General features: G+C 41.2%; 21 protein-coding genes and 3 tRNA genes. 17 read left to right on the top strand and 7 right to left on the bottom strand.

Annotated features, from left to right (window positions below):
* The first annotated feature begins 1 nt into the window (after position 1).
* The 4 genes from thiS to CWC16_RS15410 are packed head-to-tail and all read left to right on the top strand — an operon-like array spanning position 2 to position 3274.
* Positions 2-196, top strand: a complete 195-nt coding sequence (gene thiS / locus CWC16_RS15425; protein WP_055016873.1) for a sulfur carrier protein ThiS — start codon at positions 2-4, stop codon at positions 194-196.
* Between the two features lies 1 nt (position 197).
* Positions 198-992 carry a thiazole synthase gene (locus tag CWC16_RS15420; RefSeq protein WP_138542155.1) on the top strand — a complete coding sequence of 265 codons (795 nt, stop codon included), beginning with the start codon at positions 198-200 and terminating at the stop codon, positions 990-992.
* Between the two features lie 13 nt (positions 993-1005).
* A complete protein-coding gene (gene thiE, locus CWC16_RS15415) occupies positions 1006-2532 on the top strand; it encodes a thiamine phosphate synthase (RefSeq protein ID WP_138542154.1) in 1527 nt (508 codons plus the stop codon).
* Entirely contained in the window at positions 2525-3274 is a 750-nt protein-coding gene (locus CWC16_RS15410) for a HesA/MoeB/ThiF family protein (protein WP_138542153.1), read from the top strand. The genes thiE and CWC16_RS15410 overlap by 8 nt, the downstream gene beginning before the upstream one ends.
* A 490-nt stretch (positions 3275-3764) precedes the next feature.
* Here CWC16_RS15410 and asd read toward each other — a convergent pair whose 3' ends face one another.
* Both asd and rsgA read right to left on the bottom strand, forming a co-directional pair.
* The gene (gene asd / locus CWC16_RS15405) at positions 3765-4643 is read right to left on the bottom strand and encodes an archaetidylserine decarboxylase (RefSeq protein ID WP_171037668.1); all 879 of its coding nucleotides are present in this window, start codon (positions 4641-4643) and stop codon (positions 3765-3767) included.
* A 15-nt stretch (positions 4644-4658) separates the two neighbouring features.
* A complete protein-coding gene (rsgA, locus tag CWC16_RS15400) occupies positions 4659-5717 on the bottom strand; it encodes a small ribosomal subunit biogenesis GTPase RsgA (RefSeq protein WP_138542152.1) in 1059 nt (352 codons plus the stop codon).
* 285 nt (positions 5718-6002) lie between these two features.
* Between rsgA and orn the strand changes: the two genes are divergently transcribed.
* The 4 genes from orn to CWC16_RS15375 all read left to right on the top strand — a co-directional run bounded on the left by orn (position 6003) and on the right by CWC16_RS15375 (position 7194).
* Positions 6003-6548, top strand: a complete 546-nt coding sequence (gene orn, locus CWC16_RS15390) for an oligoribonuclease (RefSeq protein ID WP_055016877.1) — start codon at positions 6003-6005, stop codon at positions 6546-6548.
* Positions 6549-6653: 105 nt separating this feature from the next.
* A tRNA-Gly gene (locus CWC16_RS15385) sits at positions 6654-6729 on the top strand.
* Positions 6730-6925: 196 nt separating this feature from the next.
* Positions 6926-7001: transfer RNA gene (locus tag CWC16_RS15380), tRNA-Gly, on the top strand.
* Between the two features lie 117 nt (positions 7002-7118).
* A tRNA-Gly gene (locus CWC16_RS15375) sits at positions 7119-7194 on the top strand.
* A gap of 438 nt (positions 7195-7632) precedes the next feature.
* Here CWC16_RS15375 and CWC16_RS15370 read toward each other — a convergent pair.
* The 3 genes from CWC16_RS15370 to CWC16_RS15360 form a co-directional block, all read right to left on the bottom strand.
* On the bottom strand, positions 7633-8061 hold the full coding sequence (locus CWC16_RS15370) for a secondary thiamine-phosphate synthase enzyme YjbQ (RefSeq protein WP_138542151.1): 429 nt from the start codon (positions 8059-8061) through the stop codon (positions 7633-7635).
* Entirely contained in the window at positions 8058-8525 is a 468-nt protein-coding gene (locus tag CWC16_RS15365) for a chemotaxis protein CheX (RefSeq protein WP_138542150.1), read from the bottom strand. Before CWC16_RS15365 ends, CWC16_RS15370 begins: the two co-directional genes overlap by 4 nt.
* A 72-nt stretch (positions 8526-8597) precedes the next feature.
* Positions 8598-9032, bottom strand: a complete 435-nt coding sequence (locus CWC16_RS15360; protein WP_055016425.1) for a transcriptional repressor — start codon at positions 9030-9032, stop codon at positions 8598-8600.
* A 94-nt stretch (positions 9033-9126) separates the two neighbouring features.
* On the opposite strand from CWC16_RS15360, the gene CWC16_RS15355 reads away from it, so the two are divergent.
* From CWC16_RS15355 to CWC16_RS15320, 8 genes are all read left to right on the top strand, one after another.
* Positions 9127-9747: a MarC family protein gene (locus CWC16_RS15355; protein ID WP_055016393.1), complete on the top strand. Its 621-nt coding sequence runs from the start codon at positions 9127-9129 to the stop codon at positions 9745-9747.
* Between the two features lie 81 nt (positions 9748-9828).
* Positions 9829-10818, top strand: a complete 990-nt coding sequence (dusA, locus tag CWC16_RS15350; protein WP_283956918.1) for a tRNA dihydrouridine(20/20a) synthase DusA — start codon at positions 9829-9831, stop codon at positions 10816-10818.
* 241 nt (positions 10819-11059) lie between these two features.
* Entirely contained in the window at positions 11060-11752 is a 693-nt protein-coding gene (locus tag CWC16_RS15345; RefSeq protein WP_138542148.1) for a PspA/IM30 family protein, read from the top strand.
* Positions 11753-11762: 10 nt separating this feature from the next.
* Positions 11763-11969, top strand: coding sequence for a PspC domain-containing protein (locus CWC16_RS15340; protein ID WP_055016395.1), 207 nt, complete (start codon positions 11763-11765; stop codon positions 11967-11969).
* Positions 11970-11978: 9 nt separating this feature from the next.
* The gene (locus tag CWC16_RS15335; protein WP_055016396.1) at positions 11979-12305 is read left to right on the top strand and encodes a hypothetical protein; all 327 of its coding nucleotides are present in this window, start codon (positions 11979-11981) and stop codon (positions 12303-12305) included.
* A gap of 78 nt (positions 12306-12383) precedes the next feature.
* The gene (locus CWC16_RS15330; protein WP_138542147.1) at positions 12384-12896 is read left to right on the top strand and encodes a copper chaperone PCu(A)C; all 513 of its coding nucleotides are present in this window, start codon (positions 12384-12386) and stop codon (positions 12894-12896) included.
* A gap of 8 nt (positions 12897-12904) precedes the next feature.
* On the top strand, positions 12905-13891 hold the full coding sequence (locus tag CWC16_RS15325; RefSeq protein ID WP_055016398.1) for a DUF2333 family protein: 987 nt from the start codon (positions 12905-12907) through the stop codon (positions 13889-13891).
* Positions 13892-13894: 3 nt separating this feature from the next.
* Complete coding sequence (locus tag CWC16_RS15320) at positions 13895-14665, top strand: TIGR04219 family outer membrane beta-barrel protein (RefSeq protein ID WP_138542146.1); 771 nt, start codon at positions 13895-13897, stop codon at positions 14663-14665.
* Positions 14666-14689: 24 nt separating this feature from the next.
* On the opposite strand, the gene CWC16_RS15315 is transcribed toward CWC16_RS15320, so the two are convergent.
* Positions 14690-15577 carry a TIGR03899 family protein gene (locus CWC16_RS15315; protein WP_138542145.1) on the bottom strand — a complete coding sequence of 296 codons (888 nt, stop codon included), beginning with the start codon at positions 15575-15577 and terminating at the stop codon, positions 14690-14692.
* Entirely contained in the window at positions 15546-16127 is a 582-nt protein-coding gene (locus CWC16_RS15310) for an SRPBCC family protein (protein ID WP_138542144.1), read from the bottom strand. Before CWC16_RS15310 ends, CWC16_RS15315 begins: the two co-directional genes overlap by 32 nt.
* 142 nt (positions 16128-16269) lie before the next feature.
* On the opposite strand from CWC16_RS15310, the gene CWC16_RS15305 reads away from it, so the two are divergent.
* Complete coding sequence (locus tag CWC16_RS15305; RefSeq protein WP_138542143.1) at positions 16270-18492, top strand: bifunctional diguanylate cyclase/phosphodiesterase; 2223 nt, start codon at positions 16270-16272, stop codon at positions 18490-18492.
* Positions 18493-18504: the final 12 nt, after the last annotated feature.

Raw genomic sequence — 18504 nt, 5'->3', positions numbered from 1 at the left:
AATGACTATAACAATTAATGGTGAGCTGCTTACTGTTGAAAGTGCAGTACTTGTTAATGTATTACAACATTTTGGTGCAAAGCCTCCATTTGCTGTGGCGGTGAATGGCGAATTTATTCCACAAAGCTTGCATGCAAGCACCACAATTAACGAAGGGGATAGCATTGAATTGTTATCCCCTATACAAGGTGGGTAGCATGGTTCAAGGTAACGATTGCTTAACTATTTATGGCGAGCAACTAAATAGCCGTTTGTTAATAGGCTCGGCGCTTTATCCATCGCCAGCGGTGATGGAAGAGTCTATAAAAGCCTCTGGTGCGCAAATAGTAACGGTGTCATTAAGGCGCCAGCAAAGCGTGGCCGCGGGGGATGATTTTTGGCAATTAATTAAAAACACGGGCCTCAAAATACTACCAAATACAGCAGGGTGCCACAGTGTAAAAGAAGCTGTAACACTTGCTAAAATGTGCCGAGAAGTATTTGCAACCGATTGGATTAAGCTTGAACTAATAGGGGATGACTACAACTTACAACCAGACCCATTCGCCTTGTTAGAAGCCACTAAACTATTAATTAATGATGGCTTTAAAGTACTGCCTTACTGCACTGACGATTTAGTGCTTTGTCAGCGTTTAAATGAGCTAGGGTGTGAAGTACTTATGCCTTGGGGCGCACCTATTGGCACTGGCAAAGGGCTTTTAAATAGTTACAATTTAAAAACAATTCGTGAGCGCTTACCAAATACCACATTAATTGTTGATGCAGGGCTGGGTTTGCCTTCGCATGCCTGCCAAGCACTTGAATTAGGGTATGATGCGGTTTTATTAAATTCAGCAATTGCAGGGGCTGGCTGTCCAGTTACGATGAGTCGTGCATTTAAAGCCGCGGTAGAGGCAGGGCGCTTTGCTTATAATGCCAAAGCAATGCCTGAAAAAGACTTAGCAGCCCCCTCAACCCCAACAATGGGTATGCCGTTTTGGCATCAGCAGTAAGGAAATAAAGAGTATGAATAATTTAGTGTGGACAATTGCCGGCTCCGACTCTGGCGGCGGTGCAGGCATTCAAGCGGATATAAAAGCAATGCAAAGTTTTGGCGTGCATGGATGTACTGCAATTACCGCGCTTACGGCACAAAATAGCTTAGGTGTGGAGGCGATTAACGCGGTATCTACCGATATTATTGAATCGCAATTACTAGCACTCGAAAGCGATATGAAAGCCAAAGTAATTAAAATTGGCATGTTAGCAAATGTGCAGCAAATTCAATTAATAAGCGAGCATATAGCACATTACAAAGCTAAATGGCCTGTACCGCCAGTAATTGTTTATGACCCGGTTGCTATTGCCTCAAGCGGTGATGTATTAACAGAAGAAGATACCGTGGGTGCCATTAAAGAATGCTTAATGCCGCTGGTAGATGTAATAACGCCTAATACGCACGAGACGCAATTGCTAACAGGGGTGTATTTAATTGGCCCAAGTGCAGTGAAAGACGCTGCTAAAAAGCTATTAAGCTGGGGCGCAAAAGCGGTTGTGATTAAAGGCGGGCACTGGGATTACCCAACAGGTTATTGTATAGATTACTGCACACAAAACGGCGAGGAGTATTGGCTCGGTAATAAAAAAATTCAAAGCCCTCATAGTCATGGTACCGGTTGCAGCATGGCCTCGGTTATTGCCGCGTGTTTAGCAAAAGGCTACCCACTAAAAGATGCTTTTATTTTAGCTAAAGCCTATATAAACCAAGGTTTAAAGCAGTCGGTTAGGTACGGCGAAGGAATAGGCCCGGTTGCGCATACTGCTTTTCCTACACAGTTAGATGACTACCCGCAAGTAATAGAGCCTGGCAGCTGGCTTGGCGATGAGCTTGATTTTGATGTGCCGCTTGAATTTAATATGGCGGCTGATTTTGCACCTTGTGAGAGCAAAAAGCTGGGCTTGTATGCTGTGGTCGATAGCCTAGATTGGCTAGATAAATGTTTGCAGCAAGGTATTACTACGGCGCAGCTTCGCGTTAAAAATAAAACCGACCTTGAGCTTGATGAACTCATTAAGCAGGCCGCAGAGCTGGGCAAAAAATATAACGCTCACGTATTTATAAACGACTACTGGCAGTTGGCAATTAAGCACGGAGCCTACGGCGTACACTTAGGCCAAGAAGATTTAGAAACCGCTAATCTAGCAGCTATTAAAGAGGCGGGGTTAAGGCTTGGGCTTTCTACCCACGGCTTTTACGAAATGCTCCGTGCGCACAACTACCGACCAAGTTATATGGCATTTGGCGCTATTTACCCAACCACCACCAAAGATATGACAGGGCAAATACAAGGGCTTGATAAACTTAAAAAGTGTGTGCCATTAATGCAAAGCTACCCAACCGTTGCCATTGGCGGCATAGATTTAACCCGCGCAAGCGAAGTTGCACAAACAGGTGTAGGCAGTGTTGCTGTGGTAAGAGCGATCAGTGAAGCAGAGGATTATATTGCAGCTATTAGCGCACTACAAAGTGCTATAAACCAGTCAAATGGATAAGCTCAGCGATAAAGAAGCCCTGCGTTACAGTCGTCACTTATTGTTAAAAGAAGTGGGGCTAGAAGGGCAGTTAGCACTCAAAGCTGCAACTGTTGCTGTAGTCGGTGCGGGCGGGTTAGGTAGCCCTGCGCTTTTGTATTTAGCCGCAGCAGGTATTGGTACGCTTATTTTAATAGACGATGATGCCGTTGAGCTATCTAACTTACAGCGCCAAGTGCTTTATAAAATAAATCATTTAGGGCAAAGCAAGGTCGCGGCCGCTGGCAAAGTATTAGCGAGTCTGAATAATCAAATAGATATAGTCACGCATTGTCAAAAACTCGATAATAACAATGCAGCTGAGCTTTTAAATAATGCCGACATAGTCCTTGATTGCTCTGATAATTTTGCCACACGTTACAGTGTTAACCATTATTGCTTTACTCATAAGGTGCCTTTAATTACAGGCGCTGCAATTGCAAGTAGTGGGCAACTTATGGGCTTTGATTTTAGGCAAAACAATAGCCCATGTTATGGCTGCGTTTTTGCAAAAAGTGACGCCGCGCCCGCTGTAAATTGTAGTAATGCGGGTGTAATAAGCCCTTTATTGGGAGTTATTGGCTCTATGCAGGCACAACTGACACTTAATATGTTGTTAGGGCATGTTGAAGGTAGTGTGTTTATTACCTTTGATGCGCTGAGCTTAAAGCAACAGCATTTTAAAGTAGTTAAAGATTTCAACTGTAAAGAGTGCAGAGAATAAAGTATGGGTAATTCGCGGGGCTAAACTAGGGATTAATCCATGAGAAGCTTCGCTTCTAACGTGAGCAAGCTCTACGTCAGCTAAAATGAGCATTATGGTTTAGTTAATCTGTAGGCGCCTCGCTTGCGCATTTGGAATTTATGCTGTGTACATTTATTAATGCAAAATATCCGACGCGAGGTAAACTCGCTGTTACTAGCTTTGCAGTATTTTTTTAAAGAATTAATTCACAAAGAGGTTAAGAGGCGCTGCGCTTTAGAGGAAAAGATAAGCTTAAAATAAGTATTTTTTTTAAGTTTTCTCATTTATTCCTCTTTCACTTCTCTTTGTGCAAAATATTAAGTTAATTATTCACAGAAAGGTTAAGAGGTGGGTCGCTTTAGAGGTGGGACATTATGCTTATATTTTGTGTAAGCAAGCTCTACGTCTTCCAACAAAAAAGCACCGCGTTTGTAATAAACGCGGTGCTTTCTAATCTTTAGCTTACAGCTTACAGCTCTTCACTTTCTTTAATTGTTGCAAATGCGGTGTTTAAACGCGTTACTGTTTCAGGTAGCTGGTCGTCTAAAATATCTGCTTTGTCAGCACCCCATGCAAGTACCACTGTTGAACCTAGTTTAAAGCGGCCCATTTCTTCACCTTTTTTAAGGGTAATGGCATTTTCACCTTGAGTTGGGTAGTTCCAGCTAAACACATCGCTACCGGCTGGTGGCGTTACTGTGCCTGCCCAAACAGTTTCAATACTGGCTACAATGGTTGCACCTACAAGTACCATTGCAAGTGGGCCAATTTCGGTTTCAAAAATAGCCACTACACGCTCATTACGCGCAAATAAATTAGGGACATTCCGTGCTGTAAGCGGGTTTACCGAAAATAAGTCGCCCGGTACATAAATCATCTTACTTAGTGTGCCATCTATCGGCATATGGATACGGTGATAGTCTTTTGGCGCTAGGTAAATAGTTGCAAATTTGCCGCCTAAAAATGGCGTTGTATCATCTTCATAACCACCTAAGAGTGCTTGTAGGCTGTAGTCGTGACCTTTTGCTTGTATTAACTGGCCATCAACAATGTCGCCTAGTTGGCTAATAGCACCATCTACAGGGTGCGTAATGACGTTCTCGCCTTGCGCCATTGGACGCACACCCTCTTTTAATGGGCGGGTAAAAAATTCATTAAACGTTTTGTAGTACGCAGGGTCTTCATGCAAGGCTTCATTCATGTCTACTTTATATTGCTTAATAAAAAGTTTAATGAGCGTTGTAGTTAAAGCACCTGCTTTTGCTGCTGCTAATTTACCTACTACGCGTGAAATAAAGTGCTTTGGCATTGCATACTGCATTGCAATTTTAAATTTGTCTAAACTCACAGATTGTTTCCTAAATTAAACGCGAGGTGCACGTGCACCAGCACGGCCATCGGCCATTGTTTCTAAAATACGGTGGTAGCTGTCAAATCGCATTTGCGAAATATCGCCATCGACTACCGCTTGTTGAATTATACAGCCTGGGTCGTTTAAATGCTTACAGTCTCTAAAGCGACACCCACCTATAAACTCTCTAAATTCTTTAAAGCACCAAGTAACACGTTCTACTTCTAAATGCCATAAACCAAACTCACGTATGCCTGGTGAGTCTATTAGGTTACCACCACTTGGAAGGTGATGTAAGCGTGATACAGTGGTGGTATGTTGCCCTAAGCCACTGTTTTCTGATACTTCTTTGGTTAATATTTCGGCATCAGGAAGTACCGTGTTAACTAAGGTTGATTTACCCACGCCACTTTGCCCGACAAAAATATTATTTTTATCAACCAGTACGCTTTTTAAATCCTCTATACCTTCGCCGGTTACACTACTCACAAGCAGCACCTGATAACCAAGGCCTCGATAAATATCGAGTACTTTTTGGATCTCGTTTAAGCCTTCCTCGTCAATTAAGTCGATTTTATTAAGTACTAAAATAGGTTCTATGCCCATATCTTCACAGGCAATCAAATAACGGTCGATAATACTGGGCGTAAACTCTGGTAATACGGCCGACACCATTAAAATTTGGTCAATATTTGCAGCGATTACTTTTACGCCATCGTAAAAGTCGGGACGCGTAAGTTGCGAGCGACGCTCTTGTGTTGCTTCAATAACACCCGCTAAGTCGCCTTCACTTACTTTTGCGCGGCGAAATAGTACTTCGTCACCACACACTAAGTTAGTAACGGTACGACGAATATTACAGCGTAATACGTCACCTTCTTGTGTTTCTACATCGGCGTGTTGGCCAAAACGGCTGATCACAACGGCGTTTTCGGTTGCGCCCAGATTATCTGTTTGCCACTCTTGTGCGCCACCTTTTGCCGGTTTTGTATCGGCATTATTTAAGCGCTTTTGATGATTAGCCTTGATCCTGCGAGATTGGCCTTTACTTAATTTTTTCTGTTTTGCCACTTTTGGCCTATAACCTTGGTTTAAATGTCGGCTTTGAGTTAATACCAGTTGGCAATACCTAACCATTTTGAGTGGCTAAACCTGACGCTAGCTACGTTAAAAATTTCTCATTTAGAACAACTAAATAACAAAATTTTTGCCTTGCTATCGACAAGGTTTTACTACCTCAAAATAGATTACTTAATTAACCAAAATGGTATAAAAAAAGCTTTAGCTCGACGGTTGATGCTAATATGATATATCGAAATGCGTTGGATCTAAAGAAAAGCACTGTTTAAGGTTACTATGACTATTAATGAATCTAATTTAATTTGGCTTGATCTGGAAATGACTGGGCTTGAGCCTGCCACGGATAAAATACTCGAAATTGCAACAGTAGTAACTGATGCCGATTTAAATATACTCGCGGAAGGTCCTACTATAGCTATTCATCAAAGTGATGAGCTGCTAGATGGCATGGACGAATGGTGTACTACGCAGCACGGTAAATCTGGTTTAACAGCGCGTTGTAAAGCCAGTACATACGATGAGGCTTATGCGGTTGAACAAACGCTTAATTTTTTAAAACAGTGGGTGCCGGCGGGTAAATCACCTATGTGTGGTAACTCAATAGGCCAAGACCGACGCTTTATGAATAAATACATGCGCGAGCTTGAAGACTTTTTTCATTATCGAAATTTAGATGTAAGCACGATTAAAGAGCTTGCTCGACGTTGGAAGCCTGAAGTTTTGGCACAGGTGAATAAAAAAGGGTCACACCTTGCGCTTGATGACATTAAAGATTCTATTATGGAATTAAAGGTGTATAGAGAAAAATTCTTTAATTTGTAAAAAACACTTGCAAACACATTAGATTATTGTAGAATCCTGCCCCGCTCAAGTCGATAACCCCTGCGGGGTTAGTGTATTTGAGTGGTTAAATTACCATCAGTAAGTGCGGCACTAGCTCAGTTGGTAGAGCGCGACCTTGCCAAGGTCGAGGTCACGAGTTCGAGCCTCGTGTGCCGCTCCAATTTCTCACCAAAAGAAATTGAAGTATCGAATAAAATGTAAAGCGGCACTAGCTCAGTTGCCAGAATGTAGGACGCGACCTGTCGCGCACCAACGGACAAATTACTGACTAACTATAAAGCGGCACTAGCTCAGTTGCCGGAATGTTGAACGCGACCTGTCGCGCACCAACGGACAAATTACTGACTAACTATAAAGCGGCACTAGCTCAGTTGGTAGAGCGCGACCTTGCCAAGGTCGAGGTCACGAGTTCGAGCCTCGTGTGCCGCTCCAATTTCTCACCAAAGAAATTGAAGTATCGAATAAAATGTAAAGCGGCACTAGCTCAGTTGCCAGAACGTAGGACGCGACCTGTCGCGCTTAAGCGTAAAATTACTGACTAACTATAAAGCGGCACTAGCTCAGTTGGTAGAGCGCGACCTTGCCAAGGTCGAGGTCACGAGTTCGAGCCTCGTGTGCCGCTCCAATCTCTCTAAATACCCCACTAAAACAAAAACGTCTTAAAACAATATTTTTATCTTACCTACGCAATTTATTCATAATGGTTATATTGCACTGAGCTTTTAATCTAGCAGTACAAAAAATAATTAAAGAATGACAATGAGCAATAATATTTAATCATTTTGCGGTGCTAAACGTGCCACTACCAAAGTTAAAAAAACCTCATTTATGGCTGCATGGATGCAGAAGGTAGAGCAATGCAGGAACAATTGCCGAGAACGACTAAATAGCAAATTTTGCCTCGCTATAGCTATACTTCCTACCTAAAAATAGCTTAGTTGTTTTACGTAAGGCCCTATGAAGCCATTAAATATGCATGGCAACATGCCGCCGCGCGGTATAAAGGGCTTTAAATAATGCGAAGTGGCGCGGGTAAAAGTAGAGAGTGGGGGTCAATACAAGGTTAAAATGTTTCGCCTTGTAAGGTCGCTATAATACGTCTTGCACCGCCAGCGTCGCGATGCTCGCCTAAGTAAATACCTTGCCATGTACCTAGCGCTAAACGTCCGTTGCTGATAGGGATACTTAGCTCACACCCTAGCGTGCTGGTTTTTATATGGGCTGGCATGTCATCATCGCCTTCATAATCATGGCGGTAATAAGACTGGCGCTCAGGTACAAAATGGTTGAAGTGGCTTTCCATATCCATGCGCACTGTTGGATCGGCGTTTTCGTTTATGGTTAAACTTGCCGAGGTGTGTTGAATAAATAAATGCAGTAAGCCTACTTTATAGTTAGTAAGCCCATTTAATTGGGCGAGTATTTCATCGTCAATTAGATGAAATCCTCGGGCGCGCGGTTTTAAGGTTATTTGAGTTTGTTGCCAGCTCATAATTTATCAAAGCTAACTTCTATATTCGCATCACCCGCATCGCAGCTAAATGGCATAATTATTTTTTTGCCTTTACTTTTATGAGTAATGGTGTGGCCTTTACCAGCAACAACAATCGGAGTTGCCATATCAAAATCATAGCCTTTTTCACCGAGTAAATTTTTAGCGCCGCCAGTTACCATATTGGTAATTTCGCCAACCATATCAGTTACTTCATCATCAATACCGTCAGGGCGCTCACCAAGCATGCGTTCCATAATGGTTAAGGCTAAGTTTTCATCAAAGGTAATTGAAAATGAGCCACGCGTTTGCGCGCCCGCCATGCCAATTAAACCTGATACATCACCACAGGCAATTTCGTCTGTTTTAATACGCGGCTTACCTGGTTTTAACTCGGTTTGTGCCATTGTAGATAACACATTGATCAAAGAAGATAAAAATGGATTAATGAACTCAACATTCATGTTAGGTACTCTTAAAATTGGTGCTAAAGTGGCTATCTGTATATGAGTATAGCTTTAAAACAAACTTTGGGTTTAGCTTCTACAAGACTCACACTTACCATGTGCTTCAATAGTTTGTCCTGATACAACAAAGCCGCTTTCTGCTGCTAAGTTGTTCAGTTCGTGAGAAATAACGGTAGAGTGCAGCTCTTTTACAAAACCACAAGTGTCACAAATTAATAGCTGCACAGGATGAATATGATCAAAGTGATGACAAAGCATAAATGCATTGGTGCTTTCTATTTTGTGAATAAACCCCAGCTCTGATAAAAAGTCTAGCGCACGATAAATCGTTGCAGGTTTTGCGCCTGACTCTGTCATTTTTAATTGCTCGAGTAAATCGTATGCCCCTACGCCACCTTGCGCGCTGGCTAACAAACGAAAAACTTTTTCGCGGATTGGCGTAAAACGCGCGCCGCGGTTGTCACAAACTTGTTTTGCTTTACTTACGAGTGATTCTATATTCATCATTCTCTTATCCTTACGCTACCGTGATATACTAACATACTGTGTTGTACTTGCAGCGTTTTTATTAAACACTTTTTATCTAGGAAGCCCATTAATGCATGAATTAATAGCTATATTTATTTTCTTTTTTGCGGTGATAGACCCGATAGGTACAGTGCCTGTATTTATTGCTGTGACACGCGGGGAGGATGAAAAGTTTAAACGAAAAGTTGTTTTCAAAGCGGTAGGCGTATCTGCAGTGGTTTTACTGTTTTTTGTTATAGCTGGTGAGCAACTGTTAAATGCAATTGAAATACCGCTCTCGGCGTTTCAAATAGCCGGTGGCATAGTATTGCTTATTTTTGCGCTTTCAATGATTTTTGGTGAAAGTAAGCCCGAGTCTGAAATTAAAAGTGTACGAGACAGCACAGAAACCGCTATTTTTCCGTTAGCAATTCCCTCTATAGCTAGTCCTGGTGCTATGCTAGGCGCTGTACTGATGACGCGCAACGAAGAATATACGTGGGTTGAGCAAGTTACTACATCGTCGATGATGCTGGCTGTACTTGTTGTTGTACTTGTACTTTTGTTACTCGCAAATCACGTGCATAAGCTAATAGGCGACAGTGGCGCAAGCATTATAAGTAGAATCATGGGGTTAATTTTAAGCTCAGTGGCTGTGACAAATATACTCAATGGTATTGCGCATTATTTTGGTTTACAAATATACAGCTAACATTGATGCTAATTAGGCTTTTGTGTAGAATACAGCGCCTTTTTATGGGCGCATTTACTTATAATCCCCGAGGCTTTTACATTGCAAAAACGCACATCAGATAACCCTACGTTAAACAGGCGCTTTTCAGTTGCCCCTATGTTAGATTGGACAGATCGTCATTGCCGTACTTTTCATCGTAAGATGACTAAGCACGCTGTTTTATACACAGAGATGATCACCACAGGGGCTATTTTATTTGGGCGTGGCGATTACTTACACTTTAATCAACACGAAGGGCCGGTTGCTTTGCAACTGGGTGGCTCGGACCCTGATGCGCTTGCTAAATGTGCAAAACTTGCGGGTGAGCGTGGCTACGATGAAATTAACCTAAATGTAGGCTGCCCATCAGATAGGGTACAAAACGGGCGCTTTGGTGCTTGCTTAATGGCTGAGCCTGATCTGGTTGCACAATGTGTTGCAGCAATGAAAAGCGAAGTAGATATTCCGGTTACGGTAAAAACACGCATTGGTATTGATGAACAAGACTCGTATGAGTTTTTATGCGCGTTAATTGAAGCTAGCCACAAAGTTGGCTGTGATGACTTTATTATTCATGCCCGTAAAGCGTGGTTGAATGGCTTAAGTCCTAAAGAAAACCGTGAAGTCCCGCCTCTTGATTACCCACGTGTTTATCAGCTAAAAAAAGACTACCCACAGCTCGATTTAAGTATTAACGGCGGTGTCAAAACGATTGAAGAGAGCCTCGCGCATTTAGCGCACATAGACGGCGTTATGATTGGCCGCGAAGCATATAGCAACCCATTTATGCTTAATGAAGTGGATGAAAAAATTTATGGTGAGGTGGCTAATACTCAAACGCGTCACGATGTGGTGCGTGCTATGTACGATTACATCGAAGAAGAAATGCGTTTAGGTGCTAACTTTTGGCATATAGCACGTCATATGTTGGGAATTTTTCAGGGCCAGCCTGGGGCGCGCGGATTTAGACGTCACCTTTCAGAAAATGGCCATGGTAAACAGGCTGATTTGTCGGTTATGGATAAAGCATTGAGTTTTGTACCCGAATAAACTTAAGCCGTATAAATTTTAAATTAAGCCACTTTTTAGTGGCTTTTTTGATCCTAAAATTTAGTCAAAAGATCTAAATATTAGTTAATTACACTTTTTTACGTTCAGCTTATGGTCACTTGCAATGACACCTTTTAAATTTTAAGTATATGTTTTTAAAGTTTAATATTTATTTTTTAAGAGTTTGGCATAACTCTTGGAATCCTCTTGTTGTTATCAATTAAAACAACAGGACAAAACAATGAGTGTATTTAATCGCGTAAATGACGTTATCAAATCAAATATAGCAGCCATGCTAGATAAAGCTGAAGACCCTGAAAAGCTTCTCAACCTTATGCTAAGTGAAATGCAAGAGGCATTAAATGAGTGCAGAAGCACTGCCGCTGCTTTACTGTGCGAAGAAAAAACGCTTAAACGCCAAATCGCACAAAAACAAAAAGATTTAACCTCATGGCAAACAAAGGCAGAGCTTGCCATTGCCAAAAACCGTGATGATTTAGCCAAGTCTGCCTTGTTAGAAAAACAACAAGTACACGACAAAATTGCTGAAAAAAACACGCAGCTAGATGAGCTTAAAGAGTCGATAAAGAAAATTACAGCCGATTGTGAACGTTTACAACAAAAAATGGCGCACGCTAAAACTAAACAAGCGCAATTAATAAAACGCCACGATATTGTTGTTGCACGTGAAAAAGTGAATATGCAATTACACAGCGACAATGTTGCCAATGCCTTGTCTCGCTTTGAAATGATAGAGCAAAAAGTGGAAGGCATAGAGGCACAAGTTGATGCTTATGAACTTACACATACGGCACGTTCAACCGCTGAGCAAATAGCGTCTTTAGAAAAAAATGAAAAAATAGATGCAGAGCTGGCTCGTTTAAAAGCCAGTGTTAAACATAATAATATCAATACAACAGTGCCAAACGCCTAAGGAGTTGAGTATGAATAACTTTAAAACACAGCGTGGTTGGTACAAAGACTCGCTTAATAAAAAAATATCGGGCGTTTGTAGCGGGTTAGCGCGTCGCCTTGATTTTCCGGTGTGGTCAACACGCTTAGTGACTATTTTATTATTTATCAGTTTTCCGTTTGCAGTGGCGCTTGGTTACTTTATAGCTCATTGTTGCCTTGAAGAGCGCGCGTATTAGGAGAGGGATATGAAAACCTTAGCAATATGTGTTGTTGTTTATGTATTACTTTTTACTGATGCGGTGTCGTTAATACATTTTGATTCATGGCAGTTCCCGTTGTGGATTGCAGATATGAGCTGGGTAGGGCTAGAGTTGGCCGGCGTATTAGTTGCCATTATTGCTGTAGTAGCTGTTATGGCTTTAATAACCATGGGATTAATTGGCGCAGGGGTTGTTGCATTAGTTGGGACCATTTTGGCGCTGTTATTTGGCTCGGTAATGATAGCGTGGCCTTTATTATTTGTAGCTGTACTGTGTTGGTTGGTGCTCGATAACAAAAAAGTAACCTCTTGAGCCTTAATTTAACTGACTATTATTAGTTAACTATGTTAAATTTAAAGTGAAATTTATGCTTTCACAAGGAACAAAGCGATGATGAAGCAGTGCTTTTTTATGGCCTCGGCGTTAGTGTTTAATGTGTTTTCGTCATCGGTTGCTGCACATGCTGGGCACAGCCACGATACAGACGAAGCTAAACTTGAAGTAAGCCATGCGCAAGTAAGAGCGTTTTTGCCTGGCAGTAAATCGAGTGTTGGCTATTTAACAATTTCTAACCACGGGGGCGGTGTTGCTAAATTAACCAAAGCAACCATTGAAGGTTTAGGCAGAGTAGAGATTCATGAGCATACACATGTCAATGGTATGATGAAAATGCAACAAGTTAATGCTGTTACCATTAAGGGCCATGAAAGCTTAAGCTTTCAGCCTGGTGGTTACCATTTAATGGTATTTGACCCACAAGAACCACTAAAAGTAGGGCAAGAACGTAAACTCACGCTATATTTTAGTGACGGTAATCGCTTGTTTACTAATGCTCAGGTGGTCTCACTTGAAGCACAAGCCGCGAATTCTAAGCCATCTAAAAAACAACACGCTCATCACTAGGAGGATAAATGTCGCAACACAAAGGAAAAATAGCTGGTGCATTGATTGCACTACTTATTATTTTTTACGCTATTGCTGTTTATTGGAGTATTGAGCCGGCACGCTTTAACGTGGTTACTCATGCAAAAGAGACGGCACAAGCGCGTAGTGAAAAAATGGTAACGGGCTACACAACAACCACAACACTCATTACTGTTGCTAGCACTTTACTTGATAAGCAAGGTGGCTATTTATCAAACGATGTAATGCCCCCAAGTGTGATAATGGATGATATGCCTGCATGGGAATATGGCGCGCTTGAAATGGTGCGTGATTTAGCCCTATCTATGCGTAAAGATTTTAGCCGTTCGCAGTCGCAATCAACCGAACATGAAGCGCTTAAAAAAGCGCAGCCGCAGTTTAATATTAGCTCTGAGGCATGGGCATGGCCAAGTGCCGAGGGAGAGTACCAAAAGGGGATAGACTATTTAGTAGTATACCGCTCACAAATTGCTAACGAGCATGAGCGAGATAGTCAATTTTACTCACGTGCAGATAACCTACGTAGCTGGTTAAAAGAAGCCGAAAAGCGTTTAGGTAGTTTAAGCCAGCGTTTAAGTGCAAGTGTTGGCCAAGACAAAGTAAATACTGATTTAGCAGGTAACTCATCTAACACACAGGCAACCTATTCACCACTTCAGCAACAAGTAAGGACGTCGTGGTGGGAAATAGACGATGTATTTTACGAGTCGCGTGGTGCAACGTGGGCGTTATTACACTTTTTACAAGCGGTTGAATACGACTTTGCAGATGTACTTGAAAAGAAAAACGCCCGTGTAAGCTTACAGCAAATTATACGTGAGCTTGAGGCAACACAAGAAACTGTGTGGAGCCCAATGATTTTAAATGGGAATGGCTTTGGCTTTGTAGCAAATCATTCTTTAGTAATGGCAAATTATATCTCAAGAGCCAATGCGGCTTTAATCGAACTTAGCGAACTACTAGCTCAAGGATAAAAAATGAAAAAGTATTGTTTAGCAGCTGCCCTTTCCATGGCATGTTTAGCCCCTGCAGCACAGGCAGACACTTTATTAGGTTTATATGTAGGTGTTGATGGCTGGCAGTCAGATAATGACGGTCAGTTTTCTTACAAAGATAACGCACCACAAGATTTTAATTTTGAAGACGAAACTTTTATTAGCTACTATGCGGCGCTAGAACACCCAGTGCCATTAGTTCCTAACCTAAAGCTTAAATATACAGAGCTTGAACTTAATGGCTCTGCAACCCTTACTGATACGTTTAGCTTTAATGGCTCAGATTATGTGGTTGGTACAACGGCAAACACATTAAGTGATTTAACTCACATCGATTACATTCTTTATTACGAAATTTTTGATAACGATTTAATTTCAATTGATTTAGGCTTAAACGCAAAGCAGTTTGACGGTGACATTGTTGTCACTGGTACTACTCAGCAAGGTGGTACTAACTTCTCTGAAACTGTTGATTTTTCAGGCCTTGTACCACTTGCGTACGGCCGCGCTGAAGCAGGCTTACCATTTACGGGTTTAAGCGTGTTTTTTGAAGGCAGCTTTTTGGCTATCGATGATAGCAAAGTACAAGACTATCAAGTAGGCGTAGCGTATGAACTTATTGATAACCTAGCTGTAGATGTTGCAGTTAAAGCGGGTTACCGTTCTATGACGCTTGAGCTTGATGATGTTGATGATATTAATACCGATATTGACGCATCAGGCCCATTTGCGGGTATTCAAGTTCACTTTTAATTAGTGAGCTTAAAACGTGGTGTGCTATTTATTAGCATGCCACGTTAAATCAAATTCTCCCTCCAGTGCATTATTAATTAATTGCTTATACACCTTATTTACAGGGTAGTTTATGAGTTTAGAAAGCTCATCGCCAGTTTGCGTAAACTTATAATAGCTTAATACCAAGTCACTGCTTTTAGCTTTTAATGTCACTTTTTGCGATAAAAACGACAGGGTGAGTTCTTGGCCTGCTTTTAATACCGCCGATTCTATCTCTTTTCTGTAGAGTAAATTAAGATCCATAAGTGTTAGAATATCAGGAAAGCTGATCCCCGTTTTTCCTAAATTAAGCGACACCTTATTGCCTTTTCGTAACAAGTCAAAAAGCGATGGCTTTTTATAAAACCCTAATAAAATAAAGTGGCTGTCATCTTTTGCGTTGTAGCTGCTCAGCGATACACATTTTTGTAATGCATCTGCTTCACGTTGGGTCATGTGTTTGAGTGTTTGTAAGCTTTTTATAGAAAAAGTACCAGGGTTGAGTGTCTCACCAGTTAAAATTTTAGCCCACAATGTTTGCATTGACTCGTTAGAGGTGTCTTCACATAGGGCAATAAAGCGCTCAATCCAGTCGGCATCGGGTTGCTTATTACTTGCCACGTCGGGGCAAAATTCCATGGCTTTAGCTAAAATGGTTTCTATGTTTTGTTGCTGTTTTATAAGCAGTAAATCTTGGCGTTTTTGGGCGCGCGCTAAAATAGGGTTATCACTATTTATGTGATAAAGCGGGTTTAGATCGCCTTTCGAACCGTAACTTTGATTTGTACTTGGTTGCCCGGTATTGCTGGTTATTTTTTTTACTGGGTAGCCAAGTAAAGACTCAATTATATTAGCAAGATTAATTCTCGCTTGGGCTGATTTTACTGTCATTTGTATCCAGCTGAGTTTTTTGGTCGCGTAATTGCGCCACTGTTTGTAAGTTATTTAAGCCAAGCGACACCGTATTGCTTAATACGTACTCGCTTAAAATCGATAGATAACCTGAGATTAGCGGGGCGTTTGTTTGGCCATTAATTTTACAAGTTACATTTACCCTATCTTCTACTTCGTTAAAGGTAATTTCACCGTCAATAATATGTTCATTTTTTAAAAGCGCATTAAAGGTCATTCTATTTTTTGAAAGCGAAGTAATGGTCATTTCACCGTAGCCCCAATCGCTTTGCCACGATTGATGCGCGCCTATACCTCTGATGGGCTCGCCGAGCGCAAAACGAATGCTTGGGTCTACTTTGCCCCAAGGTGACCATGTATGCCATAGGCTAAAGTCTGACACGAGCAATTTAACAGTTTCTACTTTGGCATTTACTTGTATGCTTTTATTGACGCTGTAATTTTGCGGAAGCGTTAAACCAATCAAAATAGCCACTAAAATTAACAATGAGAGCGTTTTTATTAGGTTTTTAAAAAATTTAATATGCACACCTTTTACGAGTTTTTTAGTTTGAAATATAACAACTTTTTATTAATCGACTATAGTATGAATTAGCCTATAAACCAAAAAATATATTTTTAGTACATAGGTATGAGGTTATTTAAGCATTAAAACTGATAAAGGGAAGATAATGTCGTCAGAACAAAGCGATTTTTTATTTTTAGCGCCAGACAGCGAAGAAGAAATAACCCCAGAGGTATCTGACTTTTGGGATGTTTTGATCGTTGATGACGATCCTGAAATACATTCAGTGACTAAGCTCGCGTTGTCGGGCGTAGAGTTTTGGGGAGCAGGGCTACGTTTTCATGATGCATATTCCGGCAGCGAAGCCATCGAAATACTCAAAAACAATAATACAATATCTGTCATTTTTTTAGATGTAGTGATGGAATCTGATGATGCGGGTTTACAAGTTGTTAAGCGTGTACGCGAAGAGCTTAATAATCAACATGTACGAATTATTTTACGTACAGGCCAAGCGGGTAACACCCCAGAAGAAAAAGTAATTCGCGAATACGACATTAACGACTATAAAACAAAAACCGAGTTGACCCGCTCAAAGCTTGTGACATCGCTCATTACAGCGATACGCTCGTACGAGCAAGTATGCAAGCTTGAGTATCAAAGTGATGCGATGAACACTATTGTTTCGGCATCAAAGTCTATTTTAGGTCTCACCGATATTAAAGTACTGTGCAAAGAAATTATTAAACACTTAGGCATTATTTTAGAGTCCCAGCAGGTTGGGCTAGTGTGCAGTAAACTTGATGGCGAAAACCACATACAGGTGCTTGGAGGAAGCGGTCATTATGAAAGCTACTTTGGTGAAAAGCTTATTAATGTAGACAGTATGGCCTTTGAGCAAGTTGAGCAATGTTTTGAAACTGCAAAGCATACACAAAGCGACTCGAGCATGACCTTTATTGTAAAAAGTAAGCATCGTCAGGCTGCCATTTATTTAGCGTGTGAGCATAAACCAAGTGAAGCACAGCTACAATTTGCAGAGATTTTTCTTACTAATGTGAGTGTAGCCCTTGATAACGTTAGGCTGTTTGTAAAGCTTAGAGATGCAGCCTACAAAGATGTACTTACAGGTATTTCTAACCGTACTAATTTTATAGAGCGGGTGGAGCGTTATCAAAAACCATATGTGAATGACTACGTTTTTGTATTAATTGATATAATTGGTTTTGCAGATATCAATAATGGCTTAGGGCAAGAAATTGGCAACTATTTACTCATTGAAATCGTAAAAAGGCTTAAAGACGCTTACCCCGACGCAAAGCTACTATCACGTATTGGTGCGGATGTTTACGGCTTTATTATTCGCCAAACAGAGTTTAATCTCGAACAATTTAACGATGTACTGAATGTACCTTTCAAAGCTGGTGAGCATATTTTGCCCATCGATTTTAGAATTGGTTTATGTCAGCAGCAAGACTTTCAAAGCACAGGTTTAGACACACTCAAAGTTGCTTATATTGCGCTTAATCAAGCTAAAAAGCTGAAATGCAAAGAAGGGGTTTACTACGAAGTTGATATGCAAGATAAAATGGCCTGGCGCTTAGGTATTATTAGGCAGTTACGCCATGACTTTGCCAGAGAAAAGTTACAGGTTTGGTATCAGCCGCAACTTTCCCTCGATAATTTATCGTTAATTGGTTGCGAAGCCTTACTGCGTTGGCCATCAGAAGATGGCTCGTTTATATCGCCAGCTGTGTTTGTACCATTAGCTGAGGACGCCGGTTTAATTGTTGATATTGGCCAATGGGTGTTAGAGCAAGCATGTCAGCAGCAAAAACGTTTAGAAGCGCTGGGTGAAGAAATTTGCATTGCTGTAAACGTATCTGTGCCGCAATTTAAGGTAAAAGGCTACGCGACAACAGTAAAAAACACTTTACAAAAGTATGACGTTAAACCTTGTAATATAGAATTAGAAGTCACTGAAAGTGTGGTGATGGATGAACTAGAAACCGTAATCAATACCTTAAAAGAGTTAAAAGAGTTAGGCGTTGAGGTGGCGATTGATGACTTTGGAACGGGCTTTTCTTCGTTGAGTTACTTACAAAGCTTACCGCTTGATAGACTTAAGATTGACCGCGCTTTTGTAAAAGACTTGCCCGATAACGATACCGGCGCTATTGCTGCTTTGGTGGTGTCGCTTGGCGCTAAATTAGGTCTGAAAACAATTGCTGAAGGTGTAGAAACACAGCAACAGGCAGAGTTTTTAAAAAACTTAGGGTGCGATGAAGTACAAGGCTTTATGTATGCTAAGCCCATGCCCGAGCACGAACTGTTAGAGTTTATAAAAGAGCGAAATAAAAAAGACGAATATAAACAGGACACATACTAACAAGGCGCGATA

The organism is Pseudoalteromonas sp. S3776 (assembly GCF_005886915.1).
GTDB lineage: Bacteria > Pseudomonadota > Gammaproteobacteria > Enterobacterales > Alteromonadaceae > Pseudoalteromonas.
This window is presented reverse-complemented; position numbering and strand designations above follow the sequence as displayed.

Bases quoted from the DNA above. Each gene is read 5' to 3' on its own strand.
- thiS (WP_055016873.1), top strand. From the start codon at position 2: ATGACTATAACAATTAATGGTGAGCTGCTTACTGTTGAAAGTGCAGTA.
- CWC16_RS15420 (WP_138542155.1), top strand. From the start codon at position 198: ATGGTTCAAGGTAACGATTGCTTAACTATTTATGGCGAGCAACTAAAT.
- thiE (WP_138542154.1), top strand. From the start codon at position 1,006: ATGAATAATTTAGTGTGGACAATTGCCGGCTCCGACTCTGGCGGCGGT.
- CWC16_RS15410 (WP_138542153.1), top strand. From the start codon at position 2,525: ATGGATAAGCTCAGCGATAAAGAAGCCCTGCGTTACAGTCGTCACTTA.
- orn (WP_055016877.1), top strand. From the start codon at position 6,003: ATGACTATTAATGAATCTAATTTAATTTGGCTTGATCTGGAAATGACT.
- CWC16_RS15370 (WP_138542151.1), bottom strand. From the start codon at position 8,061: ATGAGCTGGCAACAAACTCAAATAACCTTAAAACCGCGCGCCCGAGGA.
- CWC16_RS15365 (WP_138542150.1), bottom strand. From the start codon at position 8,525: ATGAATGTTGAGTTCATTAATCCATTTTTATCTTCTTTGATCAATGTG.
- CWC16_RS15360 (WP_055016425.1), bottom strand. From the start codon at position 9,032: ATGAATATAGAATCACTCGTAAGTAAAGCAAAACAAGTTTGTGACAAC.
- CWC16_RS15355 (WP_055016393.1), top strand. From the start codon at position 9,127: ATGCATGAATTAATAGCTATATTTATTTTCTTTTTTGCGGTGATAGAC.
- CWC16_RS15345 (WP_138542148.1), top strand. From the start codon at position 11,060: ATGAGTGTATTTAATCGCGTAAATGACGTTATCAAATCAAATATAGCA.
- CWC16_RS15340 (WP_055016395.1), top strand. From the start codon at position 11,763: ATGAATAACTTTAAAACACAGCGTGGTTGGTACAAAGACTCGCTTAAT.
- CWC16_RS15335 (WP_055016396.1), top strand. From the start codon at position 11,979: ATGAAAACCTTAGCAATATGTGTTGTTGTTTATGTATTACTTTTTACT.
- CWC16_RS15330 (WP_138542147.1), top strand. From the start codon at position 12,384: ATGATGAAGCAGTGCTTTTTTATGGCCTCGGCGTTAGTGTTTAATGTG.
- CWC16_RS15325 (WP_055016398.1), top strand. From the start codon at position 12,905: ATGTCGCAACACAAAGGAAAAATAGCTGGTGCATTGATTGCACTACTT.
- CWC16_RS15320 (WP_138542146.1), top strand. From the start codon at position 13,895: ATGAAAAAGTATTGTTTAGCAGCTGCCCTTTCCATGGCATGTTTAGCC.
- CWC16_RS15315 (WP_138542145.1), bottom strand. From the start codon at position 15,577: ATGACAGTAAAATCAGCCCAAGCGAGAATTAATCTTGCTAATATAATT.
- CWC16_RS15305 (WP_138542143.1), top strand. From the start codon at position 16,270: ATGTCGTCAGAACAAAGCGATTTTTTATTTTTAGCGCCAGACAGCGAA.